The sequence below is a fragment of the Brevundimonas sp. 2YAF1 genome, from assembly GCF_052114745.1.
Classification (GTDB): domain Bacteria; phylum Pseudomonadota; class Alphaproteobacteria; order Caulobacterales; family Caulobacteraceae; genus Brevundimonas.
This window is the reverse complement of sequence record NZ_JBFRFI010000007.1, coordinates 135,774-153,661: the sequence shown is the minus strand read 5'-3', so window position 1 is coordinate 153,661 and position 17,888 is coordinate 135,774. Positions and strand designations below refer to the sequence as shown.

Sequence of the window (17,888 nt, the reverse complement as noted above, 5' to 3'; positions counted from 1 at the left end):
GGCGGGTTTGTGCGGCTGCCCCTTTCAGCCGGGGGGCGCATGGCTTAACTGACGCTCTGGTCTTTTTCTGATGTCGGAGTGAAGCGAACGTGGCTGGCGATCCCTATAAGGAACTGGGCGTTGCCAAGGGCGCGAGCGCGGACGAGGTCAAGAAGGCGTTCCGCAAGCTGGCCAAGGAACTGCACCCGGACAAGAACCCCGGCGACAAGGCCTCCGAGGAGCGGTTCAAGCGCATCACCGCCGCCTTCGACCTGCTGGGCGACGCCGAGAAGCGGGCCAAGTACGATCGCGGCGAGATCGACGCCGACGGACGCGAGCAGTTTCGCGCGCCGCCGGGCGGCGGCGGGCGCTCGGGTGGCTTTGGCGGGTTCGGCGGTTCGGGCGGGCGCGGCGGGTTCGAGGACATCGACCTGGAGGAGCTGTTCGGCGCCTTCGGCGGCGGCGGGCGCACGGCCGGGCGCGGCGGTTTCGGCGGCAAGGGCCAGGACGTGCGCGCCACCCTGGACATCAGTCTGGAAGACTCCATCGCCGGCACCACGCGCCGCATCCAGTTCTCGGACGGGCGGATGCTGGACGTGGCCATTCCCAAGGGCGCGGCCGAGGGCCAGGTGATCCGGCTGAAGGGCCAGGGCGCGCCGGGACGCGGCGGCCAGGCGGGCGACGCCCTGATCGAACTGAGGATCGCGCCGCACCCGGTATTCAAGCGCGACGGGGCGGACCTGAGCATGGACCTGCCGGTGTCGGTCCCGGACGCGGTGCTGGGCGGCAAGATCCAGGTGCCGACGCCCGAGGGCGCGGTGATGATGACCATCCCCAAGGGTTCGAACAGCGGCAAGATGCTGCGGCTCAAGGGACGGGGCGCCTATGCCGGGGGCAAGCGCGGCGACCTGCTGGCCCGGCTGGTGGTGACCCTGCCGGAGACGCCGGATGACGAGCTGATCCGCTTTGCGACCGAATGGCGGGACAAGCGCCCCTACAAGCCCGGACGCTGACTCGACCTCCTACTCTTCTCTCCATGCTGGATACGCCGACGCCATGATCGCCAAGCCTGACGCCAAGCCCGCTCGCCCGTGGTTCTCCGCCGGTCCGACGGCCAAGCGTCCGGGGTGGTCGTTGGCGGGGCTGCCGACCAACCTGCTGGGGCGCGGCATCCGCGCACCGGAGGTGGTGGAGCGGTTCGCCTATGGGCTGAAGCTGACGCGCGAGATTCTGGCCCCGCCCGAAGACTACGTCATGCTCTATACGCCCGGTTCGGACACGGGCGCGGTCGAGGCGGCGCTGTGGGGGATGCTGGGCGAGCGGCCGGTGCAGGTCGTGACCTATGAGAATTTCGGCCAGGTCTGGGCGACCGACGTGCGCGATCACCTGAAGCTGGAGCCCGAGGTGCTGACAGCGCCCTGGGGCGAACTGCCGGACATGACGCGGGTCGATCCGAGCAAGGACGTGGTGTTTCCATGGAACGGCACGACCTCGGGCGTGCGCGTCGACAACGCCGACTGGATCGCCGACGACCGCGAGGGGCTGACTATCTGCGACGCGACCTCGGCGGCCTTCGCCATGGCCCTGCCGTGGGACAAGCTGGATGTCACCACTTTCAGCTTCCAGAAGGCCCTGGGCGGCGAGGCGGGCATCGGCGTCATGGTGCTGTCGCCGCGCGCCGTGGCGCGGCTGGACAGCTATCGGCCCGAGCGGTCGATCCCCAAGGTGCTGCGCATCACCGACAAGAAGGGCTTCGACCGGACGCTGGCGGACGGGGTGGTGATCAACACCTTCTCGATCCTGACCATTGAGGACTGGATCGACGCCCTGGAGTGGGCCAAGGGCGCGGGCGGCCTGGACGAACTGATCCGGCGCACCGACGCCAACTATGCGGCCCTGGGCGAATGGGTGGAGCGGACCGACTGGATCGCCTTCCTGCCCGACCGGCCGGAAATCCGCTCGACCACCTCGGTCTGCCTGAAGTTCGTCGATCCGCGCGTGACGGCGATGGACGAGGCGGGGCAGAAGGCGTTCGTGAAGCGGTTCAAGGCGCTGCTGGAGACCGAAGGCGCGGTCTATGACATGGAGCCGCACCGCTATGCGCCGCCGGGGCTGCGTCTGTGGTGCGGCTGCACGGTCGAGACGGCCGATGTCGTGGCCGCTACGCCCTGGCTGGAATGGGCGTTCGAGACGGCGGTCATTGAGTTCACTTGATGTGAACATTCGTGTGCACTATATGCACAGGTGTCAACGCGGCTGGTTTACCAGTCGCCCCCCCCGGGTTTCGACCCGGGGGTTTTCAATTGTAGCTTAAGGTCATGGCGATTCGCGCGGCCTTCTACATTGATGGGTTCAACGCCTATCACACCATTGCAGACCTCAATCAGCCGCACCTGAAATGGCTGGATTGGCAGGCTCTAGCGTCGATCCTGATTCCGTCGAAATCCGAGACCTTGGTGAAGGTGTGCATCTGCACAGCGGTGAAGACGACCGATGTTCAAAAGCAACTACGACATAGGGCCTATCTCAAGGCTCTCGAACATTCGGGCGTGGACTGCCTTCGAGGGCATTTCTCGAACGAGAAGCGGAAGTGCAATTCCTGTGGCGCGGTATGGCAGGCGCCGGTCGAGAAGCAGGGCGACGTCAATTTGGCGTTGACGGTGCTTTCCGACGCGTATGAAAATGTATTCGACCACTGCTATCTCGTCACCGCTGATAGCGATCAGGCCGCAGCGGCGCGTATGCTGAAGGCGAAATTTCCAGGAAAGATGTTGACGACGGTGGTGGTCACCGGACGTTCGCACAGCAAGGAAATCCTCTCTCACGCTGATGCGAAGATAACGATCAATGTCGGTCACCTTGAACGGACGCTGTTTCCGAAACTGATCGCGGGACCGCAAGCGATCCTTCGTCCGAGGGAATATGATCCGCCTGAAGGATAAATCTGGCTGACAGGGCGACTCCGGACGATTCAGGGGTTATAGGCTCCCACCGCATTCTGGATTGCGGAGAAACGATCTTGGCGAACGTCGCGGTAGTCGGCGCCCAATGGGGCGACGAGGGCAAGGGCAAGATTGTCGACTGGCTGTCGAACCGGGCCGACATGGTCGTCCGGTTCCAGGGCGGCCATAACGCGGGCCATACGCTGGTCGTCGACGGCAAGGTCTACAAGCTGGCACTGCTGCCTTCGGGCGTGGTGCAGGGCAAGCCCTCGATCATCGGCAACGGCGTGGTCGTTGATCCCTGGCATCTGGTCGGCGAGATCGAGAAGATCATCGCTCAGGGCGTGGCCATCAACCCCGACATCCTGACCATCGCCGACAACGCCTGCCTGATCCTGCCGATCCACCCGGCGCTGGACGTGGCGCGGGAAGCGGCCGCCAGCGCGCCGGGGGCCAAGATCGGCACGACCGGCCGCGGCATCGGCCCGGCCTATGAGGACAAGGTGGGCCGTCGCGCCATCCGCGTCTGCGACCTGGCCAATGAAGAAGACCTGAAGGTCAAGATCGACCGCCTGCGCTCGCACCACGATCCGCTGCGCGCGGGCCTGGGGCTGGAGCCGATCGACCCGGAGGCGCTGCTGGCGTCGCTGCTGGACATCGCGCCGAAGATCCTGCCCTATGTGAAGCCGGCCTGGCGCGTGCTGGATCAGGCCCAGAGGGACGGCAAGCGCGTGCTGTTCGAGGGCGCGCAGGGCGCCTTCCTGGACGTGGATCACGGCACCTATCCCTATGTCACCAGCTCCAACACCGTGGCCGGTCAGGCGGCGGCCGGGTCGGGCGTCGGGCCGCGCGGCGTCGGCTACGTGCTGGGCATCGTCAAGGCCTATACGACCCGCGTCGGCGAGGGCCCCTTCGCCTGTGAACTGAACGACGAGGTCGGCGAGCATCTGGCGGTCGTCGGCCGCGAGGTCGGGGTGAACACGGGCCGGGCGCGTCGCTGCGGCTGGTTCGACGCGGTTCTGGTGCGCCAGTCGGTGGCGATCAATGGCATCGACGGCATCGCCCTGACGAAGCTGGACGTGCTGGACGGCTTGAAGACGCTGAAGATCTGCGTCGGCTATCGCATCAACGGCGAGGTGCTGGATTATCTGCCCTCGAGCCTGAAGGCTCAGGCCTCGGCCGAGCCGGTGTTCGAGGAGCTCGAAGGCTGGAGCGAGAGCACCGGCGGGGTGCGGACCTTCAAGGACCTGAACGCCCACGCCCTGAAATACGTGCGCCGCATCGAGGAACTGATCGGCGCGCCGGTGGCCCTGCTGTCGACCAGCCCCGAGCGGGACGACACCATTCTGATGCGCGACCCCTTCCAGGGCTAAGGGCCAGGGCTAAGGGCCAAGGCTAAGGCCAAAGGGAAGGGGGCTGCGTCCCGTAACGGGAAACGGCCCCTTAACCCCCTGAGTTTACCTTCTTGGTTCCAGATGGAGCCAAGCCGTGTTCGCTTTAGACGCCAAGACGATGCAGAAGATCGCGCCGGTCGTGCGCCGGGTGGTCATCGTCGACCATAACCCGGCCGCCGCGCGCCTGTTGTCCGACCTACTGAAGGGCTTCGGCTCGCGCGACATCGCGGTCGAGAGCGACGAGGCGCGCGTGATCGACCTGGCCCGCGAGATGGAGCCGGGGCTGATCCTGACCGAGCGCTCGGGGCCGCGTCTGGACGGCGAGGCGCTGACGCGGCGCATCCGCCGCTCCAGCCTGGCGTGCCGCCGCGTGCCGATCATCATGGTCACGGCCGAGGCCACCGCCAGCACCATCAAGGGCGCGCGGGATTCCGGCGTGCACGAGTTCTTGAGGAAGCCCTTCACCAGCGGCGACCTGTTCCGCCGGGTCGAGAACCTGGCCACCAAGCCGCGCGACTGGGTCGAGGCGGTGGGCTACATCGGGCCGGACCGCCGCCGCTTCAACTCCGACGACTACGCCGGGCCGGCCAAGCGCAAGGCGGACAAGCCGGCGTCGGGCGCCGAGGCGGTTCTGGCGGTGAAGGATCAGGCGATGCGCATCCTGGCCTCGGCCCTGGCCCAGTTCGACAATGATCCGATGCAGGCAGTCCGCGCGGTCAAGCAGCAGGCCGAGACGTTGAAGGCGCTGGCGATCAAGACCGGCGACGCATCGCTGGCCATTGCGGCGGCGGGGCTGGAGACGGCTCTGGCGGCCGGCGGGGCGAGCAAGGCGAGCCTCATGGCGCCGGTCAGCGCCGTGCTGGCGCTGGCCGCGCCCGAGACGCTGTCCCGGGCGGGGTAGGGATCATCCCTTCTCCCCTTGTGGGAGAAGGTGGCCCGTCAGGGCCGGATGAGGGGTGCTGACGCGACGCATGGGTGTTGTGGCCCAGGCGGCTCGGCCTTGATCGGATGGGAGGCGCTCACACCCCTCATCCGTCAGGCTCCGCCTGCCACCTTCTCCCGCAAGGGGAGAAGGGATTTTTAGGCGTCGACTAGGTTCCGCTCTTCGGCGGCGGCGCGCATGGCTTTTTGCAGCTTCTCGAAGGCGCGGACCTCGATCTGACGCACGCGCTCGCGCGACACGCCGTACTGGCCGGCGAGTTCTTCCAGCGTGACCGGATCGTCCTTGAGGCGGCGTTCCGTGAGGATGTGCTTCTCGCGGTCGGTCAGTTCCTGCATGGCTTCCTGAAGCAGGCCCATGCGCAGGGATTTTTCCTCGGAGTCGGCCAGAGCCGTTTCCTGAGACACCGCATTGTCGTCGGCCAGCCAGTCCTGCCACTCGCTTTCACCGTCGGCGCGCAGGGGCGCGTTGAGCGAGGCGTCGCCGCCGAGGCGGCGGTTCATGTTGGTGACCTCCTCTTCCGACACGCCCAGCTTGGTGGCGATGGCGGCGAGGTGTTCGGGGCGCAGGTCGCCTTCTTCGAACGCGGAAATCTGGCTCTTGGCCTTGCGCAGGTTGAAGAAGAGCTTCTTCTGCGCGGCGGTGGTGCCCATCTTCACGAGCGACCAGCTACGCAGGATGTATTCCTGGATCGAGGCGCGGATCCACCACATGGCGTAGGTCGCCAGGCGGAAGCCCTTGTCCGGATCGAATTTCTTGACGGCCTGCATCAGGCCGACGTTGCCCTCGGAAATCACTTCGCCGATCGGCAGGCCGTAGCCGCGATAACCCATGGCGATCTTGGCCACGAGACGAAGGTGCGAGGTGACGAGGCGGTGGGCCGCTTCGGGGTCCTGATGCTCTGACCAGCGCTTGGCGAGCATGAACTCCTCGTCCTTGGTGAGCATCGGAAACTTACGAATTTCCGTGAGATAGCGCGACAGTCCCTGTTCAGGCGACATCACCGCGAGCGTCGAGTTAGCCATTAGACGTGGTCCCTCCGACCGATAAGCAAGAGCAGGCTCCGCGGCGCCGGCCACCCAATGTGCGCCATCGCCTCACCCCTCAACCGATCCAGATGGCCTCGGGTTGCTCCGTTTTACAGGGGCGGATCGTCACATGACAGCGTGACTGTGGCCCCAGCGCCACTCGCATCGGATGAGGGCTTATTAGCACAGTGATAGTTACAGATCAAATCGCGCGCGGCGCGCGGTTCAAAGCGCGGCCAGCAGCTCCTCCAGCCGCCGCATATCCTCGGGCGGGGCGGTCTCGAAGCGCAGGGCCTGGCCGGTGACGGGGTGGACGAAGCCGAGGACGGCGGCGTGCAGAGCCTGTCGGGTCAGGCCGGCTTCGGTCACGGCGGCGCGGACGGAGGCGGCGGGGCTGCCGGAGCCATAGACGGGGTCGCCGAGCAGGGGCGAGCCCTTGGACGCCAGATGGACGCGGATCTGGTGGGTGCGGCCGGTGTGCAGAGTGCAGGCGACGCGGGCGGCCAGCGGGGCGGCGGAGGCCTTGGCGGGCTGGCCGAAGGTCTTTTGCACCACATAGTCGGTGATCGCCTCGCGGCCGCCGGAGCGCAGGACGGCCATCTTTTTGCGGTCGCTGCTGGAGCGGCCGATCTGGGTCTGGATGCGGCCCTTCTCGGGCGTGGGCGCGCCGCGCGTCAGGGCCACGTAGGTGCGCTCGATGTCGTGGGCGGCGAACAGGGCCGAGAGGCCGGCGTGGGCGCGGTCGGACTTGGCGGCGACCATGACGCCGGAGGTGTCCTTGTCCAGGCGGTGGACGATGCCGGGACGGGCCACGCCGCCGATGCCCGACAGGGTGTCGCCGCAGTGGGCCAGAAGGGCGTTGACCAGGGTGCCGGTCTCGCAGCCCGGCGCCGGGTGAGCAGCCATGCCGGCGGCCTTGTCGATGACGATCAGGTCGGCGTCCTCGAACAGGACGGTCAGGGGAATGGCTTCGGGCTGGGGCGTGGCGGCGACGACCGGCGGCATGATGACGGCGTAGAGGCCGGCCTGAGCCTTGGCAGAACCGCTGGTCACAGGTTGGCCGTCGCGGCGGACGGCGCCTTCGGCCAGCAGGGCCTGAAGGCGGGCGCGCGACAGCGCGGGGAAGGCGGCGGCCAGGGCCTTGTCCAGGCGGACGCCGGGGGCGTCGATGCGCGCCTCCAGAATTTCCGCGTCGTCGTCTTCCGTCAGCAAAGGTTCATCGGCCATAGGGCGATCTAGCATGGCTTGCCCGGCGGGTCGTCAATCGTCCAGTCTTGCGGCCAAGCTGTTGGGGAGATGGACATGAAGCTGATGATCGCCGCCGCTGCCGCTGCGACCGGCGTCGCCCTATTGGCCGGTTGCACCACCATGAGCAAGGACCAGTGTCTGGCGGGCGCCTGGGGCGAGAAGGGCTATCAGGACGGGCTGTCGGGCTATCGCACTAGCCGGCTGGACGATCATGCGCAGGCCTGCGCCAAATACGGGGCGGCGCCGAACCCCAGCGCCTATCTGTCGGCGCGCGAGGACGGATTGCGGACCTACTGCACCTGGGAGAGCGGCTTCCGGCAGGGGCGTCAGGGCAACAGCTATGGAGGGGTCTGTTCTCGGGCCGAGGAGGCTGGGTTCCTGCCGGCCTATGAGGACGGGCGTCGGATCTATGTCGTCGAACAGGCCGTGTCCTCGGCCGAGAGCGCGCTGAACGCGGCCGTCAGCCGTATCAGCGACCGCGAGGACAAGCTGGAGGCCAAGCAGCGAGAACTGCGTCAGTCGGGGCTGACGGACGAGCAGCGCCAGCGCATCCGTGACCGCATCCGCGAGGTGCGGGGCGAGATCATGGATGCTCGTCGTGATGCGCGCCGGGCCGAGGAGGAGCTGCGCTACGCCGAAATCGAGGCGCGGGCGGTGCGCGGCGCCCTGATGGGGCTTTACGGCAGTTGGTGAAGCTGCGGCCTCTTGATCCTCCCCCGAGCAGCGTAGCGGAACGGGGGAGGGGGACCATGCGCAGCATGGTGGAGGGGGCGAGGTCTGGCGTCGCCTCGTCCCATTGAACGCTGCGTCTGTTGCCGCCCCCTCCACCACTACGTGGTCCCCCTCCCCCGCAAGCGGGGGAGGATCAAGGGGGGCAGGCGTCAGGCTGCGTGGGTGGCCGACTTGCCGAAGTGCGGGTCCAGTTCGCCGGCGGCATAGCGCTTGGCCATCTGGGCGGTGGACAGGGGGCGGATCTTCGACGCCTGACCTTCGCAGCCGAACTGCTGGTAGCGCTCTATGCACAGCTTGCGCATGGCTTCCTTGGCGGGCTTGAGCCAGGCGCGCGGGTCGAACTCGCCCGGCTTTTCCATCAGCAGTTTGCGCACGGCGCCGGTCATGGCCATGCGATTGTCGGTGTCGATGTTGATCTTGCGAACGCCGTGCTTGATGCCGCGCTGGATTTCCTCGACCGGCACGCCCCAGGTCTGGGGCATCTGGCCGCCGTAGGCGTTGATGATGTCCTGCAGGTCCTGAGGCACCGAGGACGAGCCGTGCATGACCAGATGGGTGTCGGGCAGGCGACGGTGGATTTCCTCGATCACGTTCATGGCCAGGACTTCGCCGTCCGGCTTGCGGCTGAACTTGTAGGCGCCGTGGCTGGTGCCCATCGCAATCGCCAGGGCGTCGACCTTGGTGGCGCGGACGAAGTCGACGGCCTGATCCGGGTCGGTCAGCAGGGCCGAGTGGTCCAGCTTGCCTTCGAAACCGTGGCCGTCTTCGGCCTCGCCCATGCCGGTTTCCAGCGAGCCGAGCACGCCCAGTTCGCCCTCGACCGAGACGCCGCACGAGTGGGCCATTTCGGTGACGCGACGGGTCACGTCGACGTTGTATTCATAAGAGGCGGGCGTCTTGGCGTCTTCTTCCAGCGAGCCGTCCATCATCACCGAGGTGAAGCCGTACTGGATGGCGGTGGCGCAGGTCGCCGGGCCGTTGCCGTGGTCCTGGTGCATGCAGACGGGGATGTGCGGATAGAGCTCGGCCAGGGCGTCGATCAGCTTGGCCAGGACGATGTCGTTGGCGTAGCTGCGGGCGCCGCGCGAGGCCTGGATGATGACCGGGGCGTTGACGGCGTCCGCCGCCTCCATGATCGCCAGGCCCTGTTCCATGTTGTTGATGTTGTAGGCGGGCAGGCCGTAGTCGTTCTCCGCAGCGTGATCGAGCAGCTGTCGCAGCGTGATGCGCGCCATGAGTAGTCTCCTGAACCGGTATTATTTTGCTCAGGCTTTAGCCCGAAGGGGCGGGGAAGTCACGCCGGGTTACAGGTGGGGGTCCTTCTCCCCTTGTGGGAGAAGGATGCACCTTTCCTCCCCATGAAATGGGGAGGGGGACCACGAAGTGGTGGAGGGGGCGACGCCGCCCTTCGCCATTTTGAGCCTCTTGCCGTCTTCCGTCGCGCCGCCCCCTCCGTCACGGCGCAAACGCGCCGCGCCACCTCCCCATGAAATGGGGAGGAAAGAGGAAGGCGGCTCCCGCCAGCGGGAAATGGTCTTAGACGCGCAACGCCTCGACGCCCGGAAGCACCTTGCCCTCCATCCATTCCAGGAAGGCGCCGCCGGCGGTGGAGACGAAGGTCATGTCGTCAGCGGTCCCGGCGTGGTTCAGGGCCGCGACCGTGTCGCCGCCGCCGGCCACGGCGACCAGCTTGCCGGCCTTGGCCAGTTCGGCGGCGTGCTGGGCGGCGGCCACGGTGGCCTTGTCGAAGGGCGGGACCTCGAACACGCCGAGCGGGCCGTTCCAGATCAGGGTCTTGGACAGGTCCATGGCGCGGGCCAGACGGGCGACGGTTTCAGGGCCGGCGTCCAGGATCAGGTCGTCGGCGGCGATGCGGTCCAGGGCGCGAACGCCCGATTCCACGCCCGGCTTGACCGTCTTGGCCACCACGACGTCGACCGGCAGCAGCAGTTCGCAGCCCTTCTGACGGGCTTCCTCGATGATCTCGAGCGCGGTGTCGGCCAGGTCCTTCTCGCACAGCGAACCGCCGACATCGACGCCCTGGGCGTGCAGGAAGGTGTTGGCCATGCCGCCGCCGATGGCCAGGTAGTCCAGCTTGGCGACCAGGTTCTTCAGCAGGTCCAGCTTGGTCGAGACCTTGGCGCCGCCGACGATGCCGATCACCGGCTTCTGCGGATTGCCGAGGGCAGCGTCCAGCGCCGACAGCTCGCGCTTCATCGCCTCGCCGGCGTAGGCGGGCAGGAGGCGGGCCAGACCCTCAGTCGAGGCATGGGCGCGGTGCGCGGCCGAGAAGGCGTCGTTGACGTAGAGGTCGCCCAACTCCGCCAACTGGGCGGCGAAGGCGGGGTCGTTCTTTTCCTCGCCCTTGTGGAAGCGGACGTTTTCCAGCAGCAGCACGCCGCCCGCGTCGAGGTCGGCGACAGCGGCCTTGGCCTCATCACCCACGCAGTCGTCGGCGAAGCGGACGGGGCCGTGCAGCAGCAGTTCCAGCGGCTCGACCACGGGGCGCAGGCTCATCGACGGGACGCGCTCGCCCTTGGGCCGGTCGAAGTGGGCCAGCAGCACCACCTTGGCGCCAGCTTCACGCAGCCGGTGAATGGTCGGCAGGGCCGCCTTCAGGCGGGTGTCGTCGGTGACCTTGCCGCCCTCCATCGGCACGTTGAAGTCCACGCGGACCAGAGCGGTCTGTCCGGACAGGTCAGCGGCGTCGTCGAGGGTGCGGAAGGTCATGGGAGTAGTTCCAGGTCTTCCTTCTCCCTGTGGGAGAAGGTGGCCCGCAGGGCCGGATGAGGGTCGGACGTTGCAGTCGGCGTAAGCCGTGGTCAGGGCGCAATCAAGCGCGCGTGTCCACGAACGGCGGTGACGGTAAGTTCGGGTTCGCTCAGCGCCTGAGGGTTGGTGAAGCGGAGAACCGTCCAGCCCAGGGCTTCCAGTTCGGTCTGTCGCAGGTGATCGCTGGTCGCGGCTTCGTCGCTATCGTGGACCCCGCCGTCGATCTCGATCAGCAGCTTCAATCGGTCGCAGGCGAAATCCGCGGCGTAACGACCGATCGGATGCTGGCGACGGAACTTGTGGCCGTCGATCTTGCCGCCTCGCAGCGAGATCCAGACGCGTTGTTAGGCGAGGCGGGATTTTTGCCGAAGCGTGCGGGCGAAGATGGTGCGTTCCACAGTCATGGCCGCCGACCCTCACCCTTTCGCGCGACCAATCGCCTTCGGCTCTTGGGCGCTCAAGCCCTCTCCCAGTGGGAGAGGGCCCAGCGTTTCGTCTTTTAGATCAGCTTCGCCATCACCAGGGCGGTGTCGGCCATGCGGGTCGCGAAGCCCCACTCGTTGTCGTACCAGGTCAGGACGCGGGCCAGCTTGCCGTCGACGACCTGCGTTTGCGGCAGGGCGGCGGTGGACGAAGCCGCGATGTGGTTCAGGTCGACCGAGACCAGCGGGTCGGTCGTCGTGGCCAGGACGCCCTTCATGGCGCCGTCGGCGGCGGCTTGCAGAGCGGCGTTGATTTCCTCGACGGTGACTTCACGACCGGCGACGACCTTCAGGTCGACGACCGAGACGTTCGGGGTCGGGACGCGGATCGACGAGCCGTCCAGCTTGCCTTTCAGTTCCGGCAGGACCAGGCCCAGGGCCTTGGCGGCGCCGGTCGAGGTCGGGATCATGCTGAGGGCGGCGGCGCGGCCGCGGTACAGGTCCTTGTGCATCGTATCCAGCGTGGGCTGGTCGCCGGTGTAGGCGTGGATGGTGGTCATGTAGCCACGCTCGATACCGAACAGGTCGTTCAGCACCTTGGCCACCGGGGCCAGGGCGTTGGTGGTGCACGAACCGTTCGAGACGATGATGTCGTCGGCGGTCAGGGTCTCATGGTTGACCTTGAAGACGATGGTCTTGTCGGCGCCGTCGGCGGGGGCCGAGACCAGGACGCGCTTGGCGCCGGCCTTCAGGTGGGCCGAGGCCTTGTCCTTGGAGGTGAAGATGCCGGTGCACTCGAAGGCGATGTCGACCTTCAGTTCGGCGTGCGGCAGGTTGGCCGGGTCGCGCTCGGCGGTGACCTTGATCTTGCCCGTGCCGACATCGATCCAGTCGGCGCCCGAGGTCACGGTGCCGGGGAAGCGGCCGTGCACCGAGTCATAGCGCAGCAGGTGGGCGTTGGTCTCGACCGGGCCCAGGTCGTTGATCGCCACGACCTCGATGTCCGTGCGGCCATGCTCGATGATCGAGCGAAGCACAAGGCGGCCGATGCGGCCGAAGCCGTTAATGGCGACGCGAACGGTCATGGGGGAGGTCTCCTGAGCAGGGCGTTTTGATTGGATGCCTTACTCGGACGATCGGCGTCGTGATTCAACCCCGCCGCGTTAACAAGGTGTGATCGGGTGTAACGGCTAGGGTCCTCATCGGCGGCGGATCGGCTATCCTGAGATTATGACGCCATCCGTTCGCCTTTGCATCCTGGCCGTTTCAGCCCTGCTCGTCGGAACTGGCGCGCCCGCGGCGGCGCGTGTGCAGCAAGCGTCGGTTCCGACCGTCGCCGTCGTTTCGGCGGCGACCCCGATAGAGCGCGCGGAGATGAACGCCCGTGTCTTCGACGGCGTGTGGAAAGAAGTCCGCGATCGCTACTATGACCCCGACTTGCATGGCGTGGACTGGGATGCTGCGGGCGACGAGTGGCGGCCGAAGGCGCTGGCGGCAATCAACGACCGCGAGCTTTACGACGCCGTGCGCTCAATGATGCGGCTGCTGGACGACTCCCACGCCAATGTCATGGATCCGGCCGCGGCCCGGCGGCAGGACGCAGCGCGCCAGAGCCGGGCGGTCATGGGCGTGACGGTAGCCCTGCAGGACAGCGGCGCTTGGCGCATCGAACAGGTGCGGGCCGGATCGCCAGCCGAGGCTGCGGGGGTCATGCCGGGCTGGGTCCTGGCCGACGTGGACGACGAAAGCTGGGCGCTGGATCGGGAGGTGGCCGATGGCCAGCCGGTGCGTCTGGGCCTTCTGGACGACGACGGCGTGCGTCGCGAGATCACCCTGACGCCGCGCATAATGGAACCGCTGCCGCTGTTCATCGCCGACCGGACGCGGCCGGGCGTAGCCGTGTTGACCATAGCCGCCTTCCTTCCGGGACTTGGCCGCTGGATGGGCGAGCAGTTGGCCGCCATTCCCGAGGGCGACGCAGTCATACTGGACTTAAGGAGCAATCCCGGGGGGCATATGTCCGAGGCGGACGCAGTCCTGTCCTGCTTCCTGCCGCGCGGACGGACCTGGGCCACGCAGACGGCGCGGTCAGGGCGGCATAGGGTGATGCGGACAGGCGGCGGATGCGGGGGCTTGCGCCGACCGGCGACGAACCAGGTGGTCGTGCTGGTCGATGCGAACAGCAGCAGCGCGGCCGAGCTGACCCCGGCGGCGCTTCAGGAAGCCGGGCGGGCGTTGATCGTGGGGCGCAAGACGGCGGGCGCGGTGCTGATCGCACAGGAGGCCAAATTGCCCGATGGCGGCCGGATGATCCTCAGCCGCTTCGATTTCGTTACTGTCGGCGGAGTGCGGCTGGAGAAACGGGGCGTCACGCCGGATCTGGAGGCGGAGACCAGTCCCCAGGACCGTCGCGCCCGTCGCGATCCAGCGCTGGACGCCGCCGTCGGGGCCGTCGGCGCCCGGCGGGAAGTTCCCGGCTCAGCAGCAGCGGAAGCCGCCTGAGCCGCCGAACCGCCTTTGTTCGTGCAAGCGGAAGAAGGCGGTGCGGTCCAGCGGCGGCTGGTCGGGGTGGGTGGCCTTCGCATGGGCGACATAGGCGTCATAGTCCGGCTGGCCGATCATCAGATTGGCGGTGCGGCGGGCGTCCTTGCCCCACCGCACCACGGCCTCGCGGCACAGGCAGACCAGATCGGCTGGGGCCGCGGGGGGCTGGAGCCTAGCCACGGGCCGCATCCATGGCCTGATCTTCCAGCGTCAGTTCGTGTGCGGCCGGGGTTTCCTGCACGGTGGGCCGGTTGTTGCGATAGGCCTTGAGGCAGGCGGTGACGCCATAGACCACCATGGTCAGGACCACGAACAGGAAGCCCGCCGTGAGCACCGAGTTGACGTAGTCGTTCATGACGATCCGGCCCATGTCCGCGGCGGTCCTGGCCGGGGCCAGAAGCTCGCCGTTCGCCGCCGCCTCGCTGTATTTGCGAGCGTGGGCCAGGAAGCCGACCCGCACGTCGGGGTGGAACAGTTTCTGGAAGCCCGCCGTCAGGGTGCAGACCAGCAGCCAGAAGGCCGGAACCATTGTCACCCAGGCGAACCGCTCGCGTTTCATCTTGAACAGGACGACCGTGCCGAGGATCAGGGCCACGGCGGCCAGCATCTGATTGGCGATGCCGAACAGGGGCCACAGGGTGTTGATGCCGCCCAGCGGATCGACCACGCCCTGATAGAGGAAATAGCCCCAGGCCCCGACGGTCAGCGCCGTGGCGATGATGTTGGCGGTCCAGGAGTGGGTGTCGCGCATCTTAGGCACGGCCACGCCCATGAGGTCCTGGATCATGAAACGGCAGACGCGTGTGCCGGCGTCGACCGTGGTCAGGATGAACAGGGCCTCGAACAGGATGGCGAAGTGATACCAGAAGGCCATCATGGCCTCGCCGCCGATCACCTTGGACAGGATGTGGGCCATGCCGACCGCCAGCGTCGGGGCGCCGCCCGCGCGCGACAGGATGGTGTGCTCGCCGACCTGACGGGCGATGGTTTCCAGCTCGGCCGGGGTGATGTGGAAGCCCCACTGGGCCACGGCGGCGGCGGCCGAGGCGGCGTCCGTGCCGATGACGGCGGCGGGGCTGTTCATGGCGAAATAGACGGCCGGGTCCAGAACCGTGGCCGCGATCAGGGCCATGATGGCCACGAAGCTCTCGCACAGCATGGCGCCGTAGCCGATCAGCGGGATCTGGTTCTCATTCTCCAGCAACTTGGGCGTGGTGCCCGAGGAGATCAGAGCGTGGAAGCCCGAGACGGCCCCACAGGCGATGGTGATGAACAGGAAGGGGAAGAGGGCGCCCGAGAAGACCGGCCCCGAGCCGTCGATGAAGGGGGTGATGGCCGGCATCTGGATGTGCGGGCGCACGATCAGGATGCCGATGGCCAGGGCCAGGATGGCGCCGATCTTGAGGAAGGTGGACAGGTAGTCGCGCGGGGCCAGCAGCAGCCAGACCGGAATGACCGAGGCGATGAAGCCATAGGCCATCATGGCCAGGGCCAGCGTCGTGCCTGTCAGGGTGAAGGCCGGCCCCCAGAAGGGATCGGCCGCCACATGGCCGCCGCCGATGATGGCCAGGACCAGCAGGACCACGCCGACGACCGAGACCTCGCCGACGCGGCCGGGCCGTAGATAGCGGGTGTAGAGACCCATGAAGATGGCGATGGGGATAGTGGCGGCGACGGTGAAGGTGCCCCACGGGCTTTCGGCCAGGGCCTTGACCACCACCAGGGCCAGCACGGCCAGGATGATGACCATGATCATCAGCACGCCGACCTGGGCGATGATGCCGGGGACAGGGCCCATTTCGGTACGGATCATGTCGCCCAGCGAACGGCCGTCGCGGCGGGTGGACATGAACAGGACCATCATGTCCTGCACCGCCCCCGCCAAAACCGCGCCGATCAGGATCCACAGCACGCCGGGCAGATAGCCCATCTGCGCCGCCAGCACCGGCCCGACCAGCGGCCCTGCGCCCGCGATGGCCGCGAAATGGTGGCCGAACAGGACGTTTCTTGGCGTCGGCACATAGTCCATGCCGTCGTTATGCCGCTGGGCCGGGGTGGGCCGGGCGGCGTTGAGCCCCATGACCTTGCCGGCCAGGTAGCGGGCGTAGAAGCGATAGGCGATGGCGTAGACGCAGACCGCCGCGATCACGATCCAGACCGCGCTGATGCTCTCGCCCTGATGCAGGGCGATGACCGCGAGGGCGACGGCCCCGAGTATGGCGATGGCGCCGAATATCAGCGCGGTCCTGAGCTTGCCCATGACGAACGGTCCTCCGGTCGGCTGGGGATGCGACCTTTGACCTTTTCTGGACCGGAACGACCATCGGCGCCAATCGACTAAAGTCGAAGACGAGTCTCGCCCTTCTCCCCTTGCGGGAGAAGGTGGCCCGTCAGGGCCGGATGAGGGGTCTCGCGACGGCGCGCGCCAAGGGCGACGGCCAGGGCGATGCGACCCCTCATCCGTCCGGCTTCGCCGTCCACCTTCTCCCGCAAGGGGAGAGGGGAATTTACGGTCTAACCACCCGCACCTTGCCCGCCGCTTCGGTCGCGCGTTGGCGGGCCTGATCGGTGTCGGCGCCGCGGGCCAGGGCCACGCCCATGCGGCGACGCTCGAACGCTTCGGGCTTGCCGAACAGCCGCAGGTCGGCGGTCGGAACGGACAGGGCCTCGGCCACGCCCTCGAACATGACGCCCTCGGCCTCCATGCCGCCGTAGATGACGGCGCTGGCGCCGGGTTCGCGCAGAGACACGTCCACCGGCAGGCCCAGGATGGCGCGGGCGTGCAGGGCGAACTCGCTCATGGTCTGCGTGGCCAGCGTCACCAGTCCGGTGTCGTGCGGGCGCGGCGAGACCTCGGAGAACCAGACCCGGTCGCCCGTCACGAACAGTTCGACGCCGAAGACGCCGAGACCGCCCAGAGCGTCGGTGACCTTGCCGGCGATGTCCTGCGCCGCCTTCAGCGCGGCCTCGCTCATGATCTGCGGCTGCCAGCTTTCGACATAGTCGCCCTTCTGCTGGCGGTGGCCGATGGGGGCGCAGAAGTCGGTCCGCACCGCGCCGTCGCGCAGCGACCGGACGGTCAGCAGGGTGATCTCATAGTCGAAGTCGATGCGGCCCTCGACGATGACCCGCCCGCCCGCGACCCGGCCGGAGCTTTCCGCGTAGGTCCAGGCGTCGGCGACGGCGTCGGCGCTCTCGACATAGGACTGGCCCTTGCCCGACGAGGACATGACCGGCTTGACGAAGCAGGGGAAGCCGACGGTCTCCGCGCCCGCCGCCAGTTCTTCGGCGCTGCCTGCAAAGGCGTAGGGGCTGGTCGGCAGGCCCAGCTCTTCGGCGGCCAGGCGACGGATGCCCTCGCGGTTCATGGTCAACTGGGTCGCACGGGCGGTCGGGATGACCCGCGCCATGCCCGCCGCCTCGATGGCCGCCAGCACCTCGGTGGCGATGGCCTCGATCTCGGGCACGATGATGTGCGGAGCCTCGGCCATGATGAGGCCGTTCAGCACCTGCGGATCGGTCATCGGGATGACGTGGCTGCGGTGCGCCACCTGCATGGCCGGGGCGTTGGGATAGCGGTCGACCGCGATCACCTCGGCGCCCAGACGCTGCAGCTCGATCGCCACCTCCTTGCCCAGCTCGCCCGAGCCGAGCAGCATGACGCGGGTGGCGTTGTCGGTGAGAGGGGTGCCGATGCGCATGATCGTCTCCGCTTCCTTCTCCCCTTGAGGGAGAAGGTGGGTCGCAGCGCGACCCGGATGAGGGGTGACGGCGGCGCCCTTTCCAATGTCAGGCCGCCGATTGGAACAGTCTTATGAGGGGTGCGCCGACACCCCTCATCCGATCTGCTTCGCAGACCACCTTCTCCCGCAAGGGGAGAAGGATTT

At 67.5% G+C, this 17,888-nt stretch carries 16 protein-coding genes; 7 read left to right on the top strand and 9 right to left on the bottom strand.

Annotation, left to right across the window (positions count from 1 at the left end; all coding sequences use genetic code 11):
• Positions 1-89 precede the first annotated feature (89 nt).
• The 5 genes from AB4Y68_RS11395 (at position 90) to AB4Y68_RS11375 (ending at position 5,216) form a co-directional block, all read left to right on the top strand.
• Entirely contained in the window at positions 90-992 is a 903-nt protein-coding gene (locus AB4Y68_RS11395; protein WP_441455821.1) for a DnaJ C-terminal domain-containing protein, read from the top strand.
• A 43-nt stretch (positions 993-1,035) separates the two neighbouring features.
• Positions 1,036-2,193 (top strand): phosphoserine transaminase, encoded by a 1,158-nt coding sequence (locus AB4Y68_RS11390; RefSeq protein ID WP_441455820.1) that lies wholly within the window; start codon positions 1,036-1,038, stop codon positions 2,191-2,193.
• Between the two features lie 104 nt (positions 2,194-2,297).
• Positions 2,298-2,921 (top strand): NYN domain-containing protein, encoded by a 624-nt coding sequence (locus tag AB4Y68_RS11385; RefSeq protein ID WP_441455818.1) that lies wholly within the window; start codon positions 2,298-2,300, stop codon positions 2,919-2,921.
• A gap of 77 nt (positions 2,922-2,998) precedes the next feature.
• Entirely contained in the window at positions 2,999-4,294 is a 1,296-nt protein-coding gene (locus AB4Y68_RS11380; protein WP_441455816.1) for an adenylosuccinate synthase, read from the top strand.
• A gap of 115 nt (positions 4,295-4,409) precedes the next feature.
• Entirely contained in the window at positions 4,410-5,216 is an 807-nt protein-coding gene (locus tag AB4Y68_RS11375; protein WP_441455814.1) for a response regulator, read from the top strand.
• A gap of 179 nt (positions 5,217-5,395) precedes the next feature.
• Here AB4Y68_RS11375 and rpoH read toward each other — a convergent pair whose 3' ends face one another.
• Together rpoH and AB4Y68_RS11365 are read right to left on the bottom strand one after the other, a co-directional pair.
• Positions 5,396-6,280, bottom strand: a complete 885-nt coding sequence (rpoH, locus tag AB4Y68_RS11370; protein WP_441455813.1) for an RNA polymerase sigma factor RpoH — start codon at positions 6,278-6,280, stop codon at positions 5,396-5,398.
• Between the two features lie 228 nt (positions 6,281-6,508).
• On the bottom strand, positions 6,509-7,510 hold the full coding sequence (locus tag AB4Y68_RS11365) for an RluA family pseudouridine synthase (protein ID WP_441455812.1): 1,002 nt from the start codon (positions 7,508-7,510) through the stop codon (positions 6,509-6,511).
• A gap of 75 nt (positions 7,511-7,585) precedes the next feature.
• Between AB4Y68_RS11365 and AB4Y68_RS11360 the strand changes: the two genes are divergently transcribed.
• Complete coding sequence (locus AB4Y68_RS11360; RefSeq protein WP_441455811.1) at positions 7,586-8,224, top strand: DUF2799 domain-containing protein; 639 nt, start codon at positions 7,586-7,588, stop codon at positions 8,222-8,224.
• A gap of 188 nt (positions 8,225-8,412) precedes the next feature.
• Here the strand turns inward: AB4Y68_RS11360 and fba are convergent, their stop codons facing one another.
• The 4 genes from fba to gap form a co-directional block, all read right to left on the bottom strand.
• On the bottom strand, positions 8,413-9,498 hold the full coding sequence (gene fba / locus AB4Y68_RS11355; RefSeq protein ID WP_441455809.1) for a class II fructose-bisphosphate aldolase: 1,086 nt from the start codon (positions 9,496-9,498) through the stop codon (positions 8,413-8,415).
• A gap of 301 nt (positions 9,499-9,799) precedes the next feature.
• Positions 9,800-10,993 carry a phosphoglycerate kinase gene (locus AB4Y68_RS11350; RefSeq protein ID WP_441455807.1) on the bottom strand — a complete coding sequence of 398 codons (1,194 nt, stop codon included), beginning with the start codon at positions 10,991-10,993 and terminating at the stop codon, positions 9,800-9,802.
• A gap of 92 nt (positions 10,994-11,085) precedes the next feature.
• A complete protein-coding gene (locus AB4Y68_RS11345; protein WP_441455867.1) occupies positions 11,086-11,346 on the bottom strand; it encodes an endonuclease domain-containing protein in 261 nt (86 codons plus the stop codon).
• Between the two features lie 188 nt (positions 11,347-11,534).
• Positions 11,535-12,542 (bottom strand): type I glyceraldehyde-3-phosphate dehydrogenase, encoded by a 1,008-nt coding sequence (gene gap / locus AB4Y68_RS11340; protein WP_441455806.1) that lies wholly within the window; start codon positions 12,540-12,542, stop codon positions 11,535-11,537.
• A 289-nt stretch (positions 12,543-12,831) separates the two neighbouring features.
• Here gap and AB4Y68_RS11335 point away from each other — a divergent pair, with 289 nt between their 5' ends.
• Positions 12,832-13,959 carry a S41 family peptidase gene (locus AB4Y68_RS11335; protein WP_441455805.1) on the top strand — a complete coding sequence of 376 codons (1,128 nt, stop codon included), beginning with the start codon at positions 12,832-12,834 and terminating at the stop codon, positions 13,957-13,959.
• On the opposite strand, the gene AB4Y68_RS11330 is transcribed toward AB4Y68_RS11335, so the two are convergent.
• The 3 genes from AB4Y68_RS11330 to purT all read right to left on the bottom strand — a co-directional run bounded on the left by AB4Y68_RS11330 (position 13,936) and on the right by purT (position 17,702).
• Positions 13,936-14,181 carry a YbdD/YjiX family protein gene (locus tag AB4Y68_RS11330; protein ID WP_441455804.1) on the bottom strand — a complete coding sequence of 82 codons (246 nt, stop codon included), beginning with the start codon at positions 14,179-14,181 and terminating at the stop codon, positions 13,936-13,938. The genes AB4Y68_RS11335 and AB4Y68_RS11330 overlap by 24 nt on opposite strands.
• The gene (locus AB4Y68_RS11325; protein WP_441455802.1) at positions 14,174-16,261 is read right to left on the bottom strand and encodes a carbon starvation CstA family protein; all 2,088 of its coding nucleotides are present in this window, start codon (positions 16,259-16,261) and stop codon (positions 14,174-14,176) included. Before AB4Y68_RS11325 ends, AB4Y68_RS11330 begins: the two co-directional genes overlap by 8 nt.
• Before the next feature lie 247 nt (positions 16,262-16,508).
• On the bottom strand, positions 16,509-17,702 hold the full coding sequence (gene purT / locus AB4Y68_RS11320; RefSeq protein ID WP_441455800.1) for a formate-dependent phosphoribosylglycinamide formyltransferase: 1,194 nt from the start codon (positions 17,700-17,702) through the stop codon (positions 16,509-16,511).
• Positions 17,703-17,888 lie beyond the last annotated feature (186 nt).